Genomic DNA, 17888 nt, shown 5'->3' with positions numbered 1-17888 from the left:
CTCAGTTTTCACCTTCAATTGACGGACTCGCAAGTGAAAAATGCAAGCACTCGATCCATAAAAATCATCCACCGGCCCTGGTCGCGTGGAGCTTGCGAGTCATAAAAACAATGAAAACGCTGAAAACGCTGAAAACCCAAGTCGCCATCATCGGCGCCGGCCCTGCTGGTTTATTGCTCGGTCAATTGCTGCACAACGCCGGCATCGACACCCTTATCCTCGAACGCCAAACCCCGGACTACGTGCTCGGACGAATCCGTGCCGGTGTCCTCGAACAAGGCATGGTAGAGCTGCTGCGCCAGGCCGGAACGGGTCAGCGCATGGACGCCGAAGGGCTGGTCCATGGGGGCTTTGAGCTGGCGCTCGACGGGCGTCAGGTGCACATCGATCTGCACGCCCTGACCGGTGGCAAAACCGTGATGATTTATGGCCAGACCGAAGTCACTCGCGACCTGATGGCCGCTCGTCGGGAGGCCGGCGCAAAGACTATTTACCAAGCCGGCAACGTTGTGCCCCACGGCATGAAAACCGATGAAGCGTTCGTCACATTCGAAAAGGAAGGCCAGACATATCGGCTCGATTGCGACTACATCGCCGGCTGCGACGGTTTCCATGGCGTGGCGCGGCAGTCGATTCCCGCCGATTGCATCAAGGTGTTCGAACGGGTCTATCCGTTCGGCTGGCTCGGCATGCTCGCCGACACGCCGCCGGTCCACGAAGAGCTGGTCTACGCCCGCCACGAACGGGGTTTCGCCCTGTGCAGCATGCGTTCGGCGACGCGCACGCGTTATTACCTTCAGGTGGGAGCGGATGAGCAGGTCGAAGACTGGTCCGATCAGCGCTTCTGGGACGAACTCAAGACCCGCCTGCCAGAGGCGCTGGCTGAAAAACTGGTGACCGGGCCGTCCATCGAAAAAAGCATCGCGCCGCTGCGCAGTTTCGTGGTCGAACCGATGCAGTACGGGCGGATGTTCCTGGTCGGCGACGCTGCGCACATCGTCCCGCCCACCGGCGCCAAGGGCCTGAACCTGGCGGCCAGCGACGTCAGTACGTTGTTCAACATTCTGCTGAAGGTGTACCGCGAAGGCCGGGTGGATTTGCTGGAGAAATACTCCGAGGTCTGCCTGCGCCGGGTCTGGAAAGCCGAGCGATTTTCCTGGTGGATGACCTCGATGTTGCACCGTTTCGATGACCACGATGCGTTCAGTCAGCGCATCGCCGAATCGGAACTTGCGTACTTCGTCGACTCCGAGGCCGGTCGAAAAACGATTGCAGAAAATTACGTCGGCCTTCCTTATGAGGCTATCGAATAGCCTGCTACCGACTTACACTGGCGAGCATCCCCGCTCGCCTTGCTCCTTGCGGGTCAATCTCTGCCCACAGGTTTTCCCGTGACCAATCTCAACCAGCCTGAAACGCCCAAACCGGCCATTCGCAGCGTACTGATCGCCCTGATGCTGGCGATCTTTCTTGGCGCGCTGGACCAGACCATCGTCGCTGTTTCGATGCCGGCCATCTCCGCCCAATTCAAGGACGTCAGCCTGCTGGCCTGGGTGATTTCCGGCTACATGGTGGCGATGACCGTCGCGGTGCCGATCTACGGCAAATTGGGCGATCTGTACGGTCGTCGCAAGTTGATGCTGTTCGGCATGGGGTTGTTCACGCTGGCTTCGCTGTTCTGCGGCATGGCCCAGAGCATGGAGCAGTTGGTGCTGGCGCGGATTATTCAGGGCATCGGTGCCGGCGGGATGATTTCGGTCAGCCAGGCGATCATCGGCGACATCGTGCCGCCCCGGGAACGCGGTCGCTATCAGGGTTATTTCAGCAGCATGTACGCAGTGGCCAGCGTGGCCGGGCCGGTGCTCGGCGGTTACATGACGGAGTATCTGTCGTGGCGCTGGGTATTCCTGATTAACCTGCCGTTGGGACTGGGCGCGTGGCTGGTGGCCAATCGCACACTGGTGGGGCTGCCGGTGCCGCAGCGCAAACCGATCATCGATTACCTCGGCACGTTGCTGATGATCATCGGTTTGACGGCGTTGTTGCTGGGCATCACCGAGGTCGGTCAGGGGCATTCGTGGCGCAGTGCCGAAGTGCTGGGCCTGCTGGCCTGCGCAGTCGTCGTGCTGGGGTTGTTTGTCTGGCATGAGCGCCGGGCGCGGGAGCCGTTGCTCCCGATGCATCTGTTCGCCAACCGCAATGCGATCCTGTGCTGGTGCACGATTTTTTTCACCAGCTTCCACGCGATCTCGCTGATTGTGCTGATGCCGCTGCGCTTCCAGAGCGTCACCGGCGCCGGGGCCGACAGTGCCGCGCTGCACCTGTTGCCGCTGGCCATGGGCTTGCCGATCGGCGCGTATTTCGCCGGGCGCCGGACGTCGGTGACCGGCCGCTACAAGCCGATGATCCTGATCGGAGCCGTGCTGATGCCGATCTCGATTCTGGGCATGGCGTTCAGTCCTCCGCAGGCAGTTTTGCTAAGCAGCCTGTTCATGTTGCTGAGCGGGATCGCCTCCGGGATGCAATTTCCGACCTCGCTGGTCGGCACGCAAAACTCGGTGGAACAACGGGACATCGGCGTCGCCACCAGCACCACCAACCTGTTCCGTTCGCTGGGCGGTGCAGTGGGCGTGGCCTTGATGTCGGCGCTGCTATTGGCGTTGTTGCAGGATTCGAGTTTCGCCCACCTGGCCGGCTCTTCGGTGATTGCCGAGGGCAGTTCGGGGAATGTCCTGCTGGACGGTTTGAACGCCGCACCGGGGGATGCGCAGAACGCCTTGCGCGCCGAGCTGCTGCTGACCTTCCGACATTTGCTAATGGTGAGTGCAGCAGTGTCGCTGCTGGGGCTGGCGGCGGCGATTGCCATGCCGAACATGTTGTTGCGGGGGCGTGAGGACAAGGTTCGCTAGATAGACCGAGTCGCCTGCAATCGCGAGCAAGCCCGCTCCCACACTTGATCTCTGTCGTACACAATTCTGTGATCACTGGAGATCTACTGTGGGAGCGAGCCTGCTCGCGATAGCGGTCTGTCAGTCACCACCATTCAAGGGCTGTAATACCCAACAGCCACCAGAAAATGCCCAACCTTTTTCAGGTAGGCATGCTTGTCCTCGACCTTCCCGGTCACCGGATTTTTCCAGCGGTATTCGTATTCGCCGTAATCCTGTTTAGCCATCAACGCCAGGATCGGCTCACCCACCGCTTTGCCTTCCGGGTCCTTGATCTTGCCGAAATCGGTATTGATCAACCGCAGGTTGGTGCCGTGAGCAACGTAACGCTGGGTATCCAGGTCGACAACGAACACGTACAGGTCATCCTGCAAGTAACCGCCCTTGAGGGAGTTGATCGCCGTGAGTGTGCCTTTCTCGTTCCTGGCCAGATCGGTCGCCGCTTTGTTCAACAAGGCCATTGCCTGCTCCGCCGACGCTCGCGGCAAGTAGTAACCGACTACCAGGATCCGCTGACCGATGCGCTGGTAGAACACATGCTTGCGTTCAACCTTGCCGTCAGCCCAGTTCTGCCAGCGGTACTCCGCCTGCTGAATGCCGTTGCCCTCCGGCACTTTCAAGGCGTCCTTGAAGGCTTTCTGCAAGTCCGGCCCAAGCACATCGGAAACATCACGGCCAATCAGCGCCGAGGACGGCCCGCCGCTGGCGAGCATCACGCCTTTGGTGTCGACGACGAACACGTAACGATCCTTGTCGACAAACTCGCCCTGGCGACTGAACGCCGCGAAGGCCTTGTCGCCATTCTCGTGGTAGTAGGCCAGGGCTTTTTCCAGCAAGGCTATGGCCGCCTGGCTGTCATCCTTTTCCGTCCCGGCGGCATGAGCCTGGCCCATGCACAGCAAAAGCATCACGCCCAGCAAGGTCCATTTAGGCAAAAACCCCATTGCGCATCCCTCGTTCCTGTCGGTGTTTCAAGAGCGTAGACGGCTTGGGGATATGTACGAGTATTCAGGGAACTGTGGCGAGGGGGCGAAGGAGCTTTTATGGCGAGGGGACTTGTCGGACCGCCGCACCGTCCCGTTCGACTGCGCAGCAGTCGCACATCAGACGCTGCGGATAATCTGAAGAACGGTGCTGAATGGTTTTGGGGTGGCTTAGCCACCCAACGGGGGCAAGCCCCCTCGCCACAAGTGTGTGTTCACTGGCCGGGGGATTACGGCCGGGCGCGCAACTGCTGCTGCAGATTTTGAATCTGCGCCTGAAGGGTGTTGATGCTGCGGGTGACCTGGCTGCGGAACGCGTCGAACTCGGCGGTGTTGGACGAGCCTGGAGCTGCCGCCGGGCGGTTGTCCTGTTCGCTTTTGAGCACAATCATGTCTTGTTCCAGACGCTCGATGGCGGCGCTTGGGTTGCCTTGCTTTTTCAACGCGACGATGTCGGCGCCGAGGCTTTTGAGCTGTGCGTCGAACTTGTCGGTGTCCGCCGGGGCGCTTTTCAGTGCGGCCAGTTCGCTGCTCAAGGCTTTGACCTGGGCCTGCAATTGCGTGTTGGCGGTTTGGTGCTCAGTGCTCTGAGCGGTCATTTGTGCCAGGCGTTTATCCAGATCAGTGGTTTGCGCCGTCATCTGCGCCAAACGCTTGTCCAGGTCAGAGGTCTGGCCGACAACGCCTTGCTGTTGCTTGCTCTGATCCTGGAGTTTGCTTTCCAGCTGTTTGATTTGCAGTTTCAGCGCTTCGCTGTCACTGGTGACGTTGGACTGGCTGGCGACAACCTTGCCGGAAATGTCCTGCAAGCGCCCCGCCGCGTCCTCACTGATACGCGCGAAACTTTCCTGGGTCGCCACCAGTTGCTGTTCCATCAGCGAGATTTGCTGAAAGCTCCACCAGGCAAGGCCGGCGAAAGCAAAGAACAAGGCGCCGACCAACGCCCACAGAGGGCCGGTGCTCGGGCCTTTGACCTTGACCACGGGCGTGGTCCGCGAATGCACGGAGGTGCGAGCGGTGGGCACAAAATCATCGTCGTCGAGGCTGTCGGCACGCAGGCTCGGTACATCGTCGAAGTCGTCGTTGGCATCGTTACGCATGGACATTGAGTCAACCTTTGTGGAACGCGGTGATGGCTTGATGCGGCGAGTATAAACCCCACTGCCGCATCGATTGACCTTGAACCCCGAACTCCGTTCAGTGTTGGGGTTGTCAGTGAATATCCTGGGCCTTCCACCACACGCAGAATTCATCGAGGGCGGTCCAGAGACTGACCTTTGGATCGTAATCCAGATAATGCCGCGCCCGACTGATGTCCAGGGTGAAATTTTTGTTCATGACCTGCATGCCCAGTCGCGATAGGGTCGGCTCGGGACGGCCGGGCCAGAACTTGCACACCCCTTCGTTGAGTGCGGCGACGGTGTAGGCCAAACCGTAGGAACGGTAGCGGGTAACCTGTGGGACATCCATCTTGCGCATGACGTAATTGACCACGTCCCACAATGGAATCGGCGCGCCGTTACTGATGTTGTAAGCCTTGCCCAAGGCCGAACCGCTGGCCAGCAAACTGCTGAGCAAGGCTTCGTTGAGGTTTTGCACGCTGGTGAAATCGACTTTGTTCAAACCATTGCCGACGATCGCCAAGCGACCTTTGCGTTGCATCTTCAGCAGCCGCGGGAAGATGCTCATGTCACCGGCACCTGTCACGAAGCGCGGGCGCAGGGCCAGGGTTTCGAGGCCGAATTCCTGGGCGCCGAAGACTTTTTGCTCGGCCAGGTATTTGGTCGCGGCGTAGGGATGCTTGAAGCGCTTGGGCACCTGTTCTTCGGTCAATCCCAGATGGTCGCGGCCATCGAAGTAGATCGATGGCGACGATAGGTGCACCAGTCGTCGAACCCGCTGTTTCAGGCAAGCTTCGACCACGTTTTCGGTAACCTGCACGTTGCCTTGATGGAAGTCCTGATAACGCCCCCACACGCCCACTGCACCGGCGCAATGGACCACCGCTTCGACATCTGAACACAGGTCGCGCGCCAGTTCCGGATCGCTCAAGTCACCCTGAATGAACTCGGCGCCTCGACGCACCAGATGCTCCACACTCTCGGCCCGGCGACCGTTGACCCGCACGTCCAGGCCCTGCTCCAGCGCGAAACGCGCAAAGCGCCCGCCGATGAAGCCGCTTGCGCCGGTGACCAGAATCTTCATGAATTGCTCCGAATATTTCGTTTTGCGTATTTCGTGAGGTCTTGACGCCGCCTGTCAGTCCAACGGCACCAGCCATTGCTTCGACGAGCGCACCAATTGATCGGTGAGTAACGCCAGCAACTGACCGCCATTGCGCCAATGATGCCAGTACAGCGGCACATCGATGGGCTTATCTGGCAAAAGCTCCAGCAAAACACCTCGCTTCAGTTGCTCGCGCACCTGCAATTCAGGCACCAGCCCCCAACCGAGTCCCGCTTCTGTAAGGCGGATAAAGCCTTCGGACGATGGGCACAAATGGTGTTCGAATCCACCCTCCACGCCGACGGACGCGAGGTAGCGATGCTGTAGGAAATCGTCCGGGCCGAATACCAGCGCCGGGGTTCGGGCCAACTGATCGGCGCGCACACCGTCGGGAAAATGCCGGGCAATGAAGGCCGGGCTGGCCAGCGCACGGTAGCGCATCGCGCCCAGCAGCACGCTGCGCGCGCCGGCCACCGGGCGTTCACTGGCGCAGACACACGCCGCGACTTCACCGGCGCGCATGCGCTTGAGGCCGACGGTCTGGTCTTCGACCACCAGATCCAGCAGCAGATGTTGTTCCGCGCAAAAGTCACCGACCGCCTGGGCCCACCACGTGGCGAGGCTGTCGGCATTCAAAGCGATGCGCAGGCGTTCCGGCAGGCCTTCTTCGTCCAGCGCCGGGACCAGCGTTTGCAGGTCCCGCTCCAGCAAGCGCACCTGCTGCACATGGTTGAGCAGCCGTCGGCCGATTTCAGTCGGCGCTGGCGGCGTCACCCGCACCAGCACCGGTTGCCCGATCCGGGCTTCCAGCAACTTGATGCGCTGGGAGATCGCCGATTGGGACAAACCCAGCACCTGCGCCGCACGTTCGAAACCGGCCTGCTCGACCACCGCGGCCAACGCAGAAAGCAATTTATAGTCGAACATCAGTTTTCCTAATGAGCGATCAGTATGATTGGTTTTTCTTATACAGCCTGACACCGGAGAATGGCCAGCAAGAACTCTTCAACAAGGAACATCGACATGGCTGGCGAAACTTCACTGGCAACGCTTCTACGAAGCATGAGCCCGCAACTCAATGCCGGCGACTACGTGTTCTGTACTGTGCGCGACGGCCAGTTGCCGGCGGGCCTCGAGATCATCGGCAGCTTTCGCGAGCAGGAAGGCCTGACGGTGATTCTGGAACGTTCCCACGCCGAGAAGGCCGGTTTCAGTTTCGACTACGTCGCGGCCTGGATCACCTTGAACGTGCACTCGGCCCTCGAAGCCGTCGGCCTGACCGCCGCGTTCGCCACCGCATTGGGCAAGGCCGGCATCAGCTGCAACGTGATTGCCGGTTACTACCACGACCATTTGTTCGTCGGCCAGGCCGATGCCGAACGCGCCTTGCAAGTGCTGCGAGACCTGGCAGCGAACGCGGAGTAAAAAGTTATGTGGCAAAGCTATGTGAACGGCCTGCTGGTGGCCGCGGGGCTGATCATGGCGATCGGCACCCAAAATGCGTTTGTGCTGGCTCAGAGCCTGCGCCGCGAACATCACCTGCCGGTGGCGGCGCTCTGTGTGACCTGCGATGCGCTGCTGGTGGCCGCCGGGGTATTCGGCCTGGCGACGGTGCTGGCGCAAAACCCGACCCTGCTGGCCATCGCTCGTTGGGGTGGCGCGGCGTTTCTGCTGTGGTACGGCAGCCTGGCGTTGCGTCGGGCCTGCTCGAAACAGAGCCTGCAACAAGGTGAAAACCAGACAGTACGTTCGCTGCGCGCGGTGATGCTCAGCGCCCTGGCGGTGACGTTGCTCAACCCGCACGTTTATCTGGATACCGTATTGCTGATCGGCTCCCTCGGCGCACAACAAACCGAGCCCGGCGCTTATGTGGTGGGCGCAGCCAGTGCATCACTGTTGTGGTTTTTCACGTTGGCGCTCGGTGCCGCGTGGTTGGCGCCGTGGCTTGCCCGACCGAGCACCTGGAGAATTCTCGACCTGCTGGTGGCCATGATGATGTTCACTGTGGCTTTGCAATTAATCATCGCCTCCTGATTATTCCAAAAGGCTCTGGAACCTCTATTCCACACAGTTGTTGCGTGGTTATGCCGCACCCCCGGTGCTATGATCCGGTTCGATGCGCCGCAAAGAGTACAAACTCCCCGGCGCTTGTCTGGCCGCCCGTGATCGGCCTTGCGACCACCGCAACTGACCTGATTAGGAGAATCATCATGGCTTTCGAATTGCCACCGCTGCCTTACGCACACGATGCCCTGCAGCCGCACATTTCCAAGGAAACTCTGGAATACCACCACGACAAGCACCACAACACCTATGTCGTGAACCTGAACAACCTGGTGCCTGGCACCGAGTTCGAAGGCAAGACCCTGGAAGAAATCGTCAAATCTTCCTCGGGCGGCATCTTCAACAACGCCGCTCAGGTCTGGAACCACACTTTCTACTGGAACTGCCTGGCGCCAAACGCCGGCGGTCAACCAACCGGCGCACTGGCGGAAGCCATCAACGCAGCCTTCGGTTCGTTCGACAAGTTCAAGGAAGAGTTCAGCAAGACTTCCATCGGCACCTTCGGTTCCGGTTGGGGCTGGCTGGTGAAAAAAGCTGACGGTTCCCTGGCCCTGGCCAGCACCATCGGTGCCGGCAACCCGCTGACCAACGGCGACACCCCGCTGCTGACCTGCGACGTCTGGGAACACGCTTACTACATCGACTACCGCAACGTTCGTCCGAAGTATGTCGAAGCGTTCTGGAACCTGGTCAACTGGAAATTCGTGGCTGAGCAGTTCGAAGGCAAAACCTTCACCGCTTAAGATCGATGCCAGTCAAAAAACCCGGCTTTATGCCGGGTTTTTTTATGCCTTCGAAAACCCCTACGGAATTCGCGTACAACCGCAGGAGATTGGTCGGCTGTCAGACCGCCATCGCAGCGATGCGGCGACCCGACAAGCCAGCTCCCACAAGATCCGGGGACATCCACAACATCAAATCGGCTGTCGGGCCGCCATCGCGAGCAGGCTTGCTCCCACATTTGACCGGTGTACACCCGCTTCTCCACCACTCAACAGGCCGAGCGTTAGCTCGCCTGCAGCTCTTGATCTTGATCCACCCGCCCCTTCGGGAGGCTGAGTGGAGGTGTTCATCCGGGGAGTGGCGCACAGCGCCGTTCGACGCAGTCGAACACGCTGCATGTAGGTCGTCGCGATATAGGTGATCTGTTCCTTTCTTCCATACTGATGCTGCACGAAATCAAGGAAGGAACATGCACCTGTGGCCTACGAATAGCGTCGCGAAACACTCGATGATTACGGCTTCACCTTCGAGACCACAGGTGCGCTTGCGCCCTCTAACGAACTCTCAGGGAAAGCCACGCACGGCTCTCTATATCGCCTTCGCTGGACGCAAGCATGCATGTCCCTGCATCTACTTTAGCGTCTGTGGAGGCTTTCCATGCAAACGCTCCTGGATCAAGAATTCACTGCTTATATCGGAATTGATTGGGCTGATACCAAGCACGACATTTGCCTGCAAATCGCTGGCGAGACTCAGCGGCATTTCGATGTCATTGAACACAAGCCAGAATCGATTGATCGCTGGGCCAAGACTCTGCATCAGCGTTTTGGAGGAAAGATCGCGATAGGCGTGGAGTTGAACAAAGGGCCGTTGGTTGCAGCGCTTCAAAAATACGAGTTTTTTTGTGTGTTTCCGATCAATCCGAGCACCTTGGCTAAACACCGCAAAACCTTCGTCCACAGTGGCGCCAAGGACGACCCTACGGATGCTCAATGGGCACTTGAGCTGCTGCTCAACCACCCGAAATGGTTTCCCCAACTTATTCGCCAAAGCTCAGCGATGCGTTCACTCGCAAGCTTGACCGAACATCGTCGAGGGCTGGTGGGTGACCGAGTCAAAATCAGCAATCGCATCGTCTGCACGCTCAAACAGTACTATCCATTGATGCTCGATCTGTTCCATGACCATGACACGCTGGTGTTTTGTGATTTCCTAGCGCACTGGCCAACCTTTGAAAAACTTAAACATGCTCGGCAAACCAGCATTTTGAAGTTTCTCAACGAGCACAATGTCCGCCGGGCTCAGCTCAATCAGGCACGTTTGGATCTGATCGCCAAGGCCATGCCGCTAACCGAAGACCCAGGAGTAATTCGGCCCTCAGAGCTGTATGTTCTAACCCAGGTAGTGCAGTTGAAGGGGATCATAAAGTCGATCAAACAATTTGATAGCCAGATCGAAAAAACCGCCAATAGCTTGGCTGACTACAGCCTTTTCAAGACTTTACCCGGCGCAGGCCCCCAACTTGCTCCACGTCTCATGGTGGCTTTTGGGGAGCAACGTGATCGCTTCAAGGATGCGAATAGCGTGCAGAGATATGTCGGAATCGCTCCAGTAACAGAACGCAGTGGCAAGAAGAAAGTTGTTCATTGGCGTTATCGATGCGCGACGTTTCTGCGCCAAACATTTGTGGAATGGGCTGTGCATAGCGTCCATCAATCGACCTGGGCAAAGGCTTATTATCAGCAGCAGAGGGCTAAAGGTTGCTCATACCCGGCAGCCATCAGAGCATTGGCATTCAAGTGGATCAGGATCGTTTATCGGTGTTGGAAGAACAGTACGCCGTATGACGAAACAACCTATTTAACGGCTCTAGCCCAGCGAGGCTCTTCCCTCCTAAACGTAGTGGGGACGGCAAAACCGTGTTGACGGAAAGCCTCAGGGCGTGAAGCAGACCGGAGGGCAGTGTCCCCGGATGGATACCGGAGCGAAGGAACGCCGAGCCTTAGCGAGGGGCCGGACGCTTGGGGCGAGACTTTTTGGTTCCTTTTGTGGCGTTTGACAAAAGGGACTCGCCGTAAGGGCGAAACCCTAAGCGGCCGTTACCGCAGAAATGGATATGTACACAGTCAACACCAGCCAACATGGTCGGCCCGAAGGCCGCCATCGCAGGCAAGCCAGCTCCCACAACCGAATCGAGCACATCCGCAGAAACCAGGCCGATTTCCCACAATGAAACCAGCCTTGATCCCCTTGCCTCCACGCCACAGCCGTCTAACATCTACCTGAAGGAAAATAAGTCCAGTCCCCCCTCAAGTTGAAGGACCCAACAACCGACACAGTACTAATAGGGAATTACTCCAAACAACAGCATTTCGGCCAACCCACAGGCAAATTCCCCTGTGTTTGATTGACCCTTTGACTGCCATCACCGGATTGCCAATACTCATGGCAACTTGATGCTACCCGCACGGAACAAGGAATGACTCTTTGAAGCTGGAACTCAAGAACAGCTTGTCGGTGAAGTTGCTCCGGGTCGTGCTCCTGTCGGCATTGATCGTCGGCGTGGTCTTGAGCTGCGCGCAGATCGTTTTCGATGCCTATAAAACACGCCAGGCCGTGGCCAGCGATGCCGAGCGCATCCTCGACATGTTCCGCGACCCCTCGACCCAGGCCGTCTACAGCCTGGACCGGGAAATGGGCATGCAGGTGATCGAAGGCCTGTTTCAGGACGACGCCGTGCGCCAGGCCTCCATCGGCCACCCCAACGAAGCGATGCTCGCGCAAAAGTCTCGCGAGTTGCAGCATTCCAGCAGTCGCTGGCTGACCGACCTGATCCTCGGCAAGGAACGCACCTTCACCACCCAACTGGTGGGTCGCGGCCCCTACAGCGAGTATTACGGCGACCTGAGCATCACCCTCGACACCGCCACCTACGGGCAAGGGTTTATCGTCAGTTCGGTGATCATTTTCATCTCCGGTGTGTTGCGCGCCCTGGCCATGGGGCTGGTGCTGTACCTGGTCTATCACTGGCTGCTGACAAAACCGCTGTCGCGGATCATCGAGCACCTGACCGAAATCAACCCGGACCGCCCCAGCGAACACAAGATTCCGCAGCTCAAGGGCCACGAGAAAAACGAGCTGGGGATCTGGATCAACACCGCCAACCAGTTGCTCGAGTCCATCGAGCGCAACACCCATCTGCGCCACGAAGCGGAAAACAGCCTGTTGCGCATGGCCCAGTACGATTTCCTCACCGGCCTGCCGAACCGTCAGCAATTGCAGCAGCAACTGGACAAAATCCTGGTGGACGCCGGCAAACTACAACGCCGGGTTGCCGTGCTGGTCGTCGGCCTCGATGACTTCAAAGGCATCAACGAACAGTTCAGCTACCAGACCGGTGACCAACTGCTGCTGGCCCTGGCCGATCGCCTGCGGGCCCACAGTGGTCGTCTCGGTGCCCTCGCCCGCCTCGGCGGCGACCAGTTCGCCCTGGTTCAGGCCGATATCGAACAACCCTACGAAGCGGCCGAACTGGCCCAAAGCATTCTTGATGACCTGGAAGCGGCGTTCGCCCTCGATCATCAAGAGATTCGCCTGCGCGCGACCATCGGCATCACCCTGTTCCCCGAAGACGGTGACAGCACCGAGAAGCTGCTGCAAAAGGCCGAGCAGACCATGACCCTGGCCAAAACCCGCTCGCGCAACCGCTATCAGTTCTACATCGCCAGCGTCGACACCGAGATGCGTCGCCGCCGCGAGCTGGAAAAAGACCTGCGCGACGCCCTGACCCGCGAGCAGTTCTACCTCGTTTACCAACCGCAGATCAGCTACCGCGATCACCGGGTAGTGGGCGTCGAGGCGCTGATTCGCTGGCAGCACCCCGAGCATGGGCTGGTTCCGCCGGACTTGTTCATCCCCCTGGCCGAGCAGAACGGCACCATCATCGCCATCGGCGAATGGGTGCTGGATCAGGCCTGTAAACAATTGCGCGACTGGCATGACCAGGGTTTCATCGACCTGCGCATGGCGGTCAACCTGTCCACGGTGCAACTGCACCACGCCGAGCTGCCGCGGGTGGTCAACAACCTGCTGCAGATGTACCGCCTGCCACCGCGCAGCCTGGAGCTGGAAGTCACCGAAACCGGCCTGATGGAAGACATCAGCACCGCCGCCCAGCACCTGCTGAGCCTGCGTCGCTCCGGCGCACTGATCGCCATCGACGACTTCGGCACCGGTTACTCGTCACTGAGCTATCTGAAAAGCCTGCCCCTGGACAAGATCAAGATCGACAAGAGCTTCGTTCAGGACCTGCTGGATGACGACGACGATGCGACCATCGTTCGGGCCATCATCCAGCTGGGCAAGAGCCTGGGCATGCAGGTGATTGCCGAAGGCGTGGAAACCGCCGAGCAAGAGGCCTACATCATCTCCGAAGGCTGCCACGAAGGTCAGGGCTACTTCTACAGCAAACCGCTGCCGGCACGGGAACTGGGCGCCTATCTGAAACAGGCGCAGCGCAGCAATGCGGCTATTTTGTAAAGATCAAAAGATCGCAGCCTCGTTTCACTCTGTAGGAACTGTCGAGTGAAACGAGGCTGCGATCTTTTGATCTGTCACACATGTTCCGCGAATAAGAAATATTTCCAGCTACAACCCTTTACACATAATGCGAAAGATTTGCATTATGTCGCAGTTTTGCGCACTTGCTGCGCCATTCCACCCCCTCTCGAAGCAGGATGTTCGCCATGATTCGTATGCCTCTGGCTACCGCCAGTCTGTTGGCCATCGCTATTTCCCTCGCCGGTTGTGGCGAAGGCAAAGACAAAGCTGCCGCTCCGGCGCCGACTCCGGCCGCCAGCACCGCCGCCCCAGCCGCACCTGCTGCCGCACCCGCAGCAGCCGGTAAAGTCGACGAAGCCGCCGCCAAAGCCGTTGTCGCGCATTACGCCGACATCGTCTTCGCCGTTTACAGCGATGCCGAATCCACCGCGAAGACCCTGCAAACCGCCATCGACGCCTTCCTCGCCAAGCCGAACGCCGACACCCTGAAAGCCGCCAAGGCTGCCTGGATCGCGGCTCGCGTTCCTTACCTGCAGAGCGAAGTGTTCCGCTTCGGCAACACCATCATCGACGACTGGGAAGGTCAGGTGAACGCCTGGCCACTGGACGAAGGCCTGATCGACTACGTCGACAAATCCTATGAGCACGCACTGGGTAACCCGGGTGCCACGGCCAACATCATCGCCAACACTCAGGTCCAGGTTGGCGAAGACAAGATTGACGTGAAAGACATCACCCCGGAAAAACTCGCCAGCCTGAACGAGCTGGGCGGTTCCGAGGCCAACGTCGCCACCGGCTACCACGCCATCGAATTCCTGCTCTGGGGCCAGGACCTGAACGGCACCGGCCCTGGCGCCGGCAACCGTCCTCCTTCCGACTACCTGGAAGGCAAAGGCGCCACCGGCGGTCACAACGATCGTCGTCGCGCCTACCTGAAGTCCGTGACCCAACTGCTGGTCAGCGACCTGGAAGAAATGGTCGGTAACTGGAAGCCGAACGTGGCCGACAACTACCGCGCCACCCTGGAAGCGGAACCGGCTGAAACCGGCCTGCGCAAAATGCTGTTCGGCATGGGCAGCCTCTCCCTGGGCGAACTGGCGGGCGAGCGCATGAAGGTTTCCCTGGAAGCCAACTCCCCGGAAGACGAACACGACTGCTTCAGCGACAACACCCACAACTCGCAGTTCTACGATGCCAAAGGCGTTCGTAACGTTTACCTGGGCGAATACACCCGCGTCGACGGTACCAAACTGACCGGCGCCAGCCTGTCGTCCCTGGTGGCCAAGGCCGATCCGGCTGCCGACACCGCGCTGAAAGCCGACCTGGCTGCGACCGAAGCCAAGATGCAAATCATCGTCGACCACGCCAACAAGGGTGAGCACTACGACCAACTGATCGCCGCCGGCAACACTGCTGGCAACCAGATCGTCCGCGACGCCATCGCTTCCCTGGTCAAGCAGACCGGTTCGATCGAAGCGGCCGCTGGCAAACTGGGCATCAGCGACCTGAACCCGGACAACGCTGATCACGAATTCTGATCAACGCCGGCTGAATAAAAAGGCGACCTTCGGGTCGCCTTTTTCATGCCTGCCACACGCAGACCACTGTGGGAGCGAGCCTGCTCGCGAATACGGTATTCGCCGCACTGACGATGTTGTCTGTGATGGCGCATTCGCGAGCAAGCTCGCTCCCACAGGGATATGCGCTGAACCTGTGAGAGTGAGGCCTGCCCGTAATGGTCGCGGCTCGGTCTTCAGCAAAAACCTGCCCCACATCAACCAAACGATAATTCCTCTTATTCAATCCCCCCTGCCCTGTTAGACTTTGCGCCTTTATTTTGCTCGTCTCGCAGGATGTCTATGCCCTCGCTGCCTCTTCGCTTGTCCGCACTGTTTCTGGCCCTGGGCCTGAGTGCCTGCGATGACGCCCCGCGTTTTACCCAAGCCGAACCCGGTGAAGCCCGGTCCGGTGGCAGCGCGACCGTGCGCAAGACCGATCAGAACGCATTCTCCCTGCCCTCCGCCAACCTGCCGCCGTCACGGCGCGTGGACTTCAGCGTCGGCAACAGCTTCTTCCGCAGCCCCTGGGTGATCGCCCCGTCGACCACCACCGCGCGGGATGGCCTCGGTCCGTTGTTCAACACCAACGCCTGCCAGAACTGCCACATCAAGGACGGCCGTGGTCACCCGCCCACGCCGGATGCCGCAAACGCCGTGTCGATGCTGGTGCGCCTCTCGATTCCCGATGCGCCGGCCTATGCCAACGTCATCAAGCAGCTCGGTGTTGTCCCGGAGCCAGTCTACGGCGGTCAGTTCCAGGACATGTCGGTGCCTGGCGTCATCCCGGAAGGCAAGGTGCGCGTGGATTACACGCCGGTGCCGATCCGCTTCAAGGACGGCACCGAAATCGAGTTGCGCAAGCCGACGTTGCAGATCACCCAACTCGGCTACGGTCCGATGCACCCGGACACCCGCTTCTCGGCCAGGGTGGCACCGCCAATGATTGGCCTGGGCTTGCTTGAAGCCATCCCCGACGAGGCGATCCTGGCCAATGCCGAAGCTCAGGCAAAGGACAATAACGGTATCGCCGGACGCCCGAACCGGGTCTGGGATGACGCTCAGCAAAAAACCGTCCTCGGGCGATTTGGCTGGAAGGCCGGCCAACCGAACCTCAATCAACAAAACGTTCATGCGTTTTCAGGTGACATGGGCCTCACCACAAGCCTGCGCCCAATGGATGACTGCACCGACGCGCAAACCGCTTGCAAGCAGGCGCCCACCGGCAATGGTCCGGATGGCGAGCCGGAAGTCAGCGACAACATCCTGCGTCTGGTGCTGTTCTACAGCCGTAACCTCGCCGTACCGGCCCGCCGCGATGTCGGCACGCCTGAAGTGCTGGCCGGCAAGAATCTGTTTTTCCAGGCAGGATGCCAATCCTGCCACACGCCGAAATACACCACCCCCGCCAATGCCGCCGAACCTGAACTGGCCAATCAAGTGATTCGCCCATACAGCGATCTGCTGCTGCATGACATGGGCGACGGCCTGTCCGACAACCGCAGCGAATTCCAGGCCAGCGGCCGCGACTGGCGCACCCCGCCGTTGTGGGGTATCGGCCTGACGCAAGCGGTCAGTGGCCACACCCAGTTTTTGCATGACGGCCGCGCCCGCAATCTGCTCGAAGCCGTGCTCTGGCATGGCGGCGAAGCCAAAGCAGCGCAGCAACAGGTTTTGTCTTTCGATGCCGGGCAGCGCGCTGCGTTGCTGGCGTTTTTGAATTCCCTTTAATACCTATTCCATAAGCGGGAGCCCGACATGTTCCGTCCCAAATTGTTGTTCACCAGCCTTGCCGCGCTAGCCCTGGGCGCCTGTTCGCCGCAAGACCCGCAAGCGGTCACCTCGGCGGCCATCGCCAAATCGGTGATCCTGCCGACTTACACCCGCTGGGTTGAAGCTGATCGCCAATTGGCCGTCAGCGCCCTCGCCTACTGCGAAGGCAAGGAAAACCTCGACACTGCCCGCGCCGATTTCCTGCACGCGCAAAAAGCCTGGGCCGAGCTGCAGCCACTGCTGATCGGGCCGCTGGCCGAAGGCAATCGCGCCTGGCAGGTGCAGTTCTGGCCGGACAAGAAAAACCTCGTCGGCCGTCAGGTCGAGCAACTGGTCACCGCCCAGCCGCAAATCGATGCCGCCGCCCTGGCCAAGTCCAGCGTTGTGGTGCAAGGCCTGTCCGCCTATGAATACATCCTGTTCGACAGCAAGCCCGATGTGGCCAACGCTGAACAGAAAGCCAAGTACTGCCCACTGCTGATCGCGATTGGCGAACGTCAGAAACAACTGGCCGAAGAGATTCTGAAAAGCTGGAACAACACCGACGGCATGCTCGCGCAGATGAGCAAGTTCCCGAACCAGCGCTACGCCGATTCCCACGAAGCCATCGCCGACCTGTTGCGTGTGCAAGTCACCGCACTCGACAGTTTGAAGAAAAAACTCGGCACGCCGATGGGCCGTCAGAGCAAGGGTGTGCCGCAACCGTTCCAGGCCGATGCGTGGCGCAGCCAGTCTTCCCTGACGGGCCTCGAAGCCAGCCTCTCCGCCGCCAAAACGGTGTGGGAAGGGATCGACAACAAAGGCCTGCGCGGCCTGCTGCCGAGCGAGCAGAAACCGCTGGCCGACAAGATCGACGCCGCTTACGCCGCATCGCTGAAACTGTTCGCCAGCAACCAGCGCTCGCTGACCGAAATGCTCAACGATGACGCCGGTCGCCAGCAACTCAACGATATCTACGACAGCCTCAACGTCGTCCACCGCCTGCACGAAGGCGAACTGGCCAAGGCGCTGGGCATCCAACTGGGCTTCAACGCCAACGACGGTGACTGATGAGG

The 17888-nt window shown here is 59.6% G+C and carries 14 protein-coding genes; 10 read left to right on the top strand and 4 right to left on the bottom strand.

The features are described 5' to 3' along the window. The first annotated feature begins 119 nt into the window (after nt 1-119). Together pobA and ACYZUD_RS30040 are read left to right on the top strand one after the other, a co-directional pair. Nucleotides 120-1313: a 4-hydroxybenzoate 3-monooxygenase gene (gene pobA, locus ACYZUD_RS30045; protein ID WP_462025134.1), complete on the top strand. Its 1194-nt coding sequence runs from the start codon at nt 120-122 to the stop codon at nt 1311-1313. A 78-nt stretch (nt 1314-1391) separates the two neighbouring features. After that, nucleotides 1392-2909: an MDR family MFS transporter gene (locus ACYZUD_RS30040; protein WP_462021442.1), complete on the top strand. Its 1518-nt coding sequence runs from the start codon at nt 1392-1394 to the stop codon at nt 2907-2909. 134 nt (nt 2910-3043) lie between these two features. Here the strand turns inward: ACYZUD_RS30040 and ACYZUD_RS30035 are convergent, their stop codons facing one another. From ACYZUD_RS30035 to ACYZUD_RS30020, 4 genes are all read right to left on the bottom strand, one after another. Then, nucleotides 3044-3892 (bottom strand): cache domain-containing protein, encoded by an 849-nt coding sequence (locus ACYZUD_RS30035; protein WP_462021441.1) that lies wholly within the window; start codon nt 3890-3892, stop codon nt 3044-3046. Nucleotides 3893-4161: 269 nt separating this feature from the next. Next, nucleotides 4162-5037 carry an ATPase gene (locus ACYZUD_RS30030; RefSeq protein WP_462021440.1) on the bottom strand — a complete coding sequence of 292 codons (876 nt, stop codon included), beginning with the start codon at nt 5035-5037 and terminating at the stop codon, nt 4162-4164. Between the two features lie 106 nt (nt 5038-5143). Further along, nucleotides 5144-6136: an NAD-dependent epimerase/dehydratase family protein gene (locus tag ACYZUD_RS30025; RefSeq protein ID WP_462021439.1), complete on the bottom strand. Its 993-nt coding sequence runs from the start codon at nt 6134-6136 to the stop codon at nt 5144-5146. 54 nt (nt 6137-6190) lie between these two features. Continuing rightward, on the bottom strand, nt 6191-7084 hold the full coding sequence (locus ACYZUD_RS30020; protein ID WP_462021438.1) for a LysR family transcriptional regulator ArgP: 894 nt from the start codon (nt 7082-7084) through the stop codon (nt 6191-6193). Nucleotides 7085-7180: 96 nt separating this feature from the next. Here ACYZUD_RS30020 and ACYZUD_RS30015 point away from each other — a divergent pair, with 96 nt between their 5' ends. From ACYZUD_RS30015 to ACYZUD_RS29980, 8 genes are all read left to right on the top strand, one after another. Continuing rightward, entirely contained in the window at nt 7181-7582 is a 402-nt protein-coding gene (locus ACYZUD_RS30015) for an ACT domain-containing protein (RefSeq protein WP_462021437.1), read from the top strand. A 6-nt stretch (nt 7583-7588) separates the two neighbouring features. Continuing rightward, the gene (locus ACYZUD_RS30010) at nt 7589-8191 is read left to right on the top strand and encodes a LysE/ArgO family amino acid transporter (RefSeq protein ID WP_462021436.1); all 603 of its coding nucleotides are present in this window, start codon (nt 7589-7591) and stop codon (nt 8189-8191) included. 176 nt (nt 8192-8367) lie between these two features. After that, complete coding sequence (locus ACYZUD_RS30005) at nt 8368-8964, top strand: superoxide dismutase (protein ID WP_065949384.1); 597 nt, start codon at nt 8368-8370, stop codon at nt 8962-8964. 637 nt (nt 8965-9601) lie between these two features. Next, the gene (locus ACYZUD_RS30000; RefSeq protein WP_462021435.1) at nt 9602-10870 is read left to right on the top strand and encodes an IS110 family RNA-guided transposase; all 1269 of its coding nucleotides are present in this window, start codon (nt 9602-9604) and stop codon (nt 10868-10870) included. Nucleotides 10871-11431: 561 nt separating this feature from the next. After that, nucleotides 11432-13483 (top strand): putative bifunctional diguanylate cyclase/phosphodiesterase, encoded by a 2052-nt coding sequence (locus ACYZUD_RS29995; RefSeq protein ID WP_462021434.1) that lies wholly within the window; start codon nt 11432-11434, stop codon nt 13481-13483. A gap of 206 nt (nt 13484-13689) precedes the next feature. Further along, complete coding sequence (locus ACYZUD_RS29990) at nt 13690-15042, top strand: imelysin family protein (RefSeq protein WP_462021433.1); 1353 nt, start codon at nt 13690-13692, stop codon at nt 15040-15042. Nucleotides 15043-15363: 321 nt separating this feature from the next. Continuing rightward, entirely contained in the window at nt 15364-16791 is a 1428-nt protein-coding gene (locus ACYZUD_RS29985) for a di-heme oxidoreductase family protein (RefSeq protein WP_462021432.1), read from the top strand. A 27-nt stretch (nt 16792-16818) separates the two neighbouring features. Next, a complete protein-coding gene (locus ACYZUD_RS29980) occupies nt 16819-17883 on the top strand; it encodes an imelysin family protein (protein WP_462021431.1) in 1065 nt (354 codons plus the stop codon). The last annotated feature ends 5 nt before the right edge of the window (nt 17884-17888 follow it).

It is taken from the genome of Pseudomonas sp. XS1P51, assembly GCF_054897845.1.
The sequence above is the reverse complement of the archived record's forward strand: the minus strand, read 5'-3'. Positions and strand labels throughout refer to the sequence as shown.

Coding starts and splice junctions, on each gene's coding strand:
- ACYZUD_RS30035 (WP_462021441.1), bottom strand. CDS start 3,892: ATGGGGTTTTTGCCTAAATGGACCTTGCTGGGCGTGATGCTTTTGCTG.
- ACYZUD_RS30030 (WP_462021440.1), bottom strand. CDS start 5,037: ATGTCCATGCGTAACGATGCCAACGACGACTTCGACGATGTACCGAGC.
- ACYZUD_RS30025 (WP_462021439.1), bottom strand. CDS start 6,136: ATGAAGATTCTGGTCACCGGCGCAAGCGGCTTCATCGGCGGGCGCTTT.
- ACYZUD_RS30020 (WP_462021438.1), bottom strand. CDS start 7,084: ATGTTCGACTATAAATTGCTTTCTGCGTTGGCCGCGGTGGTCGAGCAG.
- ACYZUD_RS30015 (WP_462021437.1), top strand. CDS start 7,181: ATGGCTGGCGAAACTTCACTGGCAACGCTTCTACGAAGCATGAGCCCG.
- ACYZUD_RS30010 (WP_462021436.1), top strand. CDS start 7,589: ATGTGGCAAAGCTATGTGAACGGCCTGCTGGTGGCCGCGGGGCTGATC.
- ACYZUD_RS30005 (WP_065949384.1), top strand. CDS start 8,368: ATGGCTTTCGAATTGCCACCGCTGCCTTACGCACACGATGCCCTGCAG.
- ACYZUD_RS30000 (WP_462021435.1), top strand. CDS start 9,602: ATGCAAACGCTCCTGGATCAAGAATTCACTGCTTATATCGGAATTGAT.
- ACYZUD_RS29990 (WP_462021433.1), top strand. CDS start 13,690: ATGATTCGTATGCCTCTGGCTACCGCCAGTCTGTTGGCCATCGCTATT.
- ACYZUD_RS29985 (WP_462021432.1), top strand. CDS start 15,364: ATGCCCTCGCTGCCTCTTCGCTTGTCCGCACTGTTTCTGGCCCTGGGC.
- ACYZUD_RS29980 (WP_462021431.1), top strand. CDS start 16,819: ATGTTCCGTCCCAAATTGTTGTTCACCAGCCTTGCCGCGCTAGCCCTG.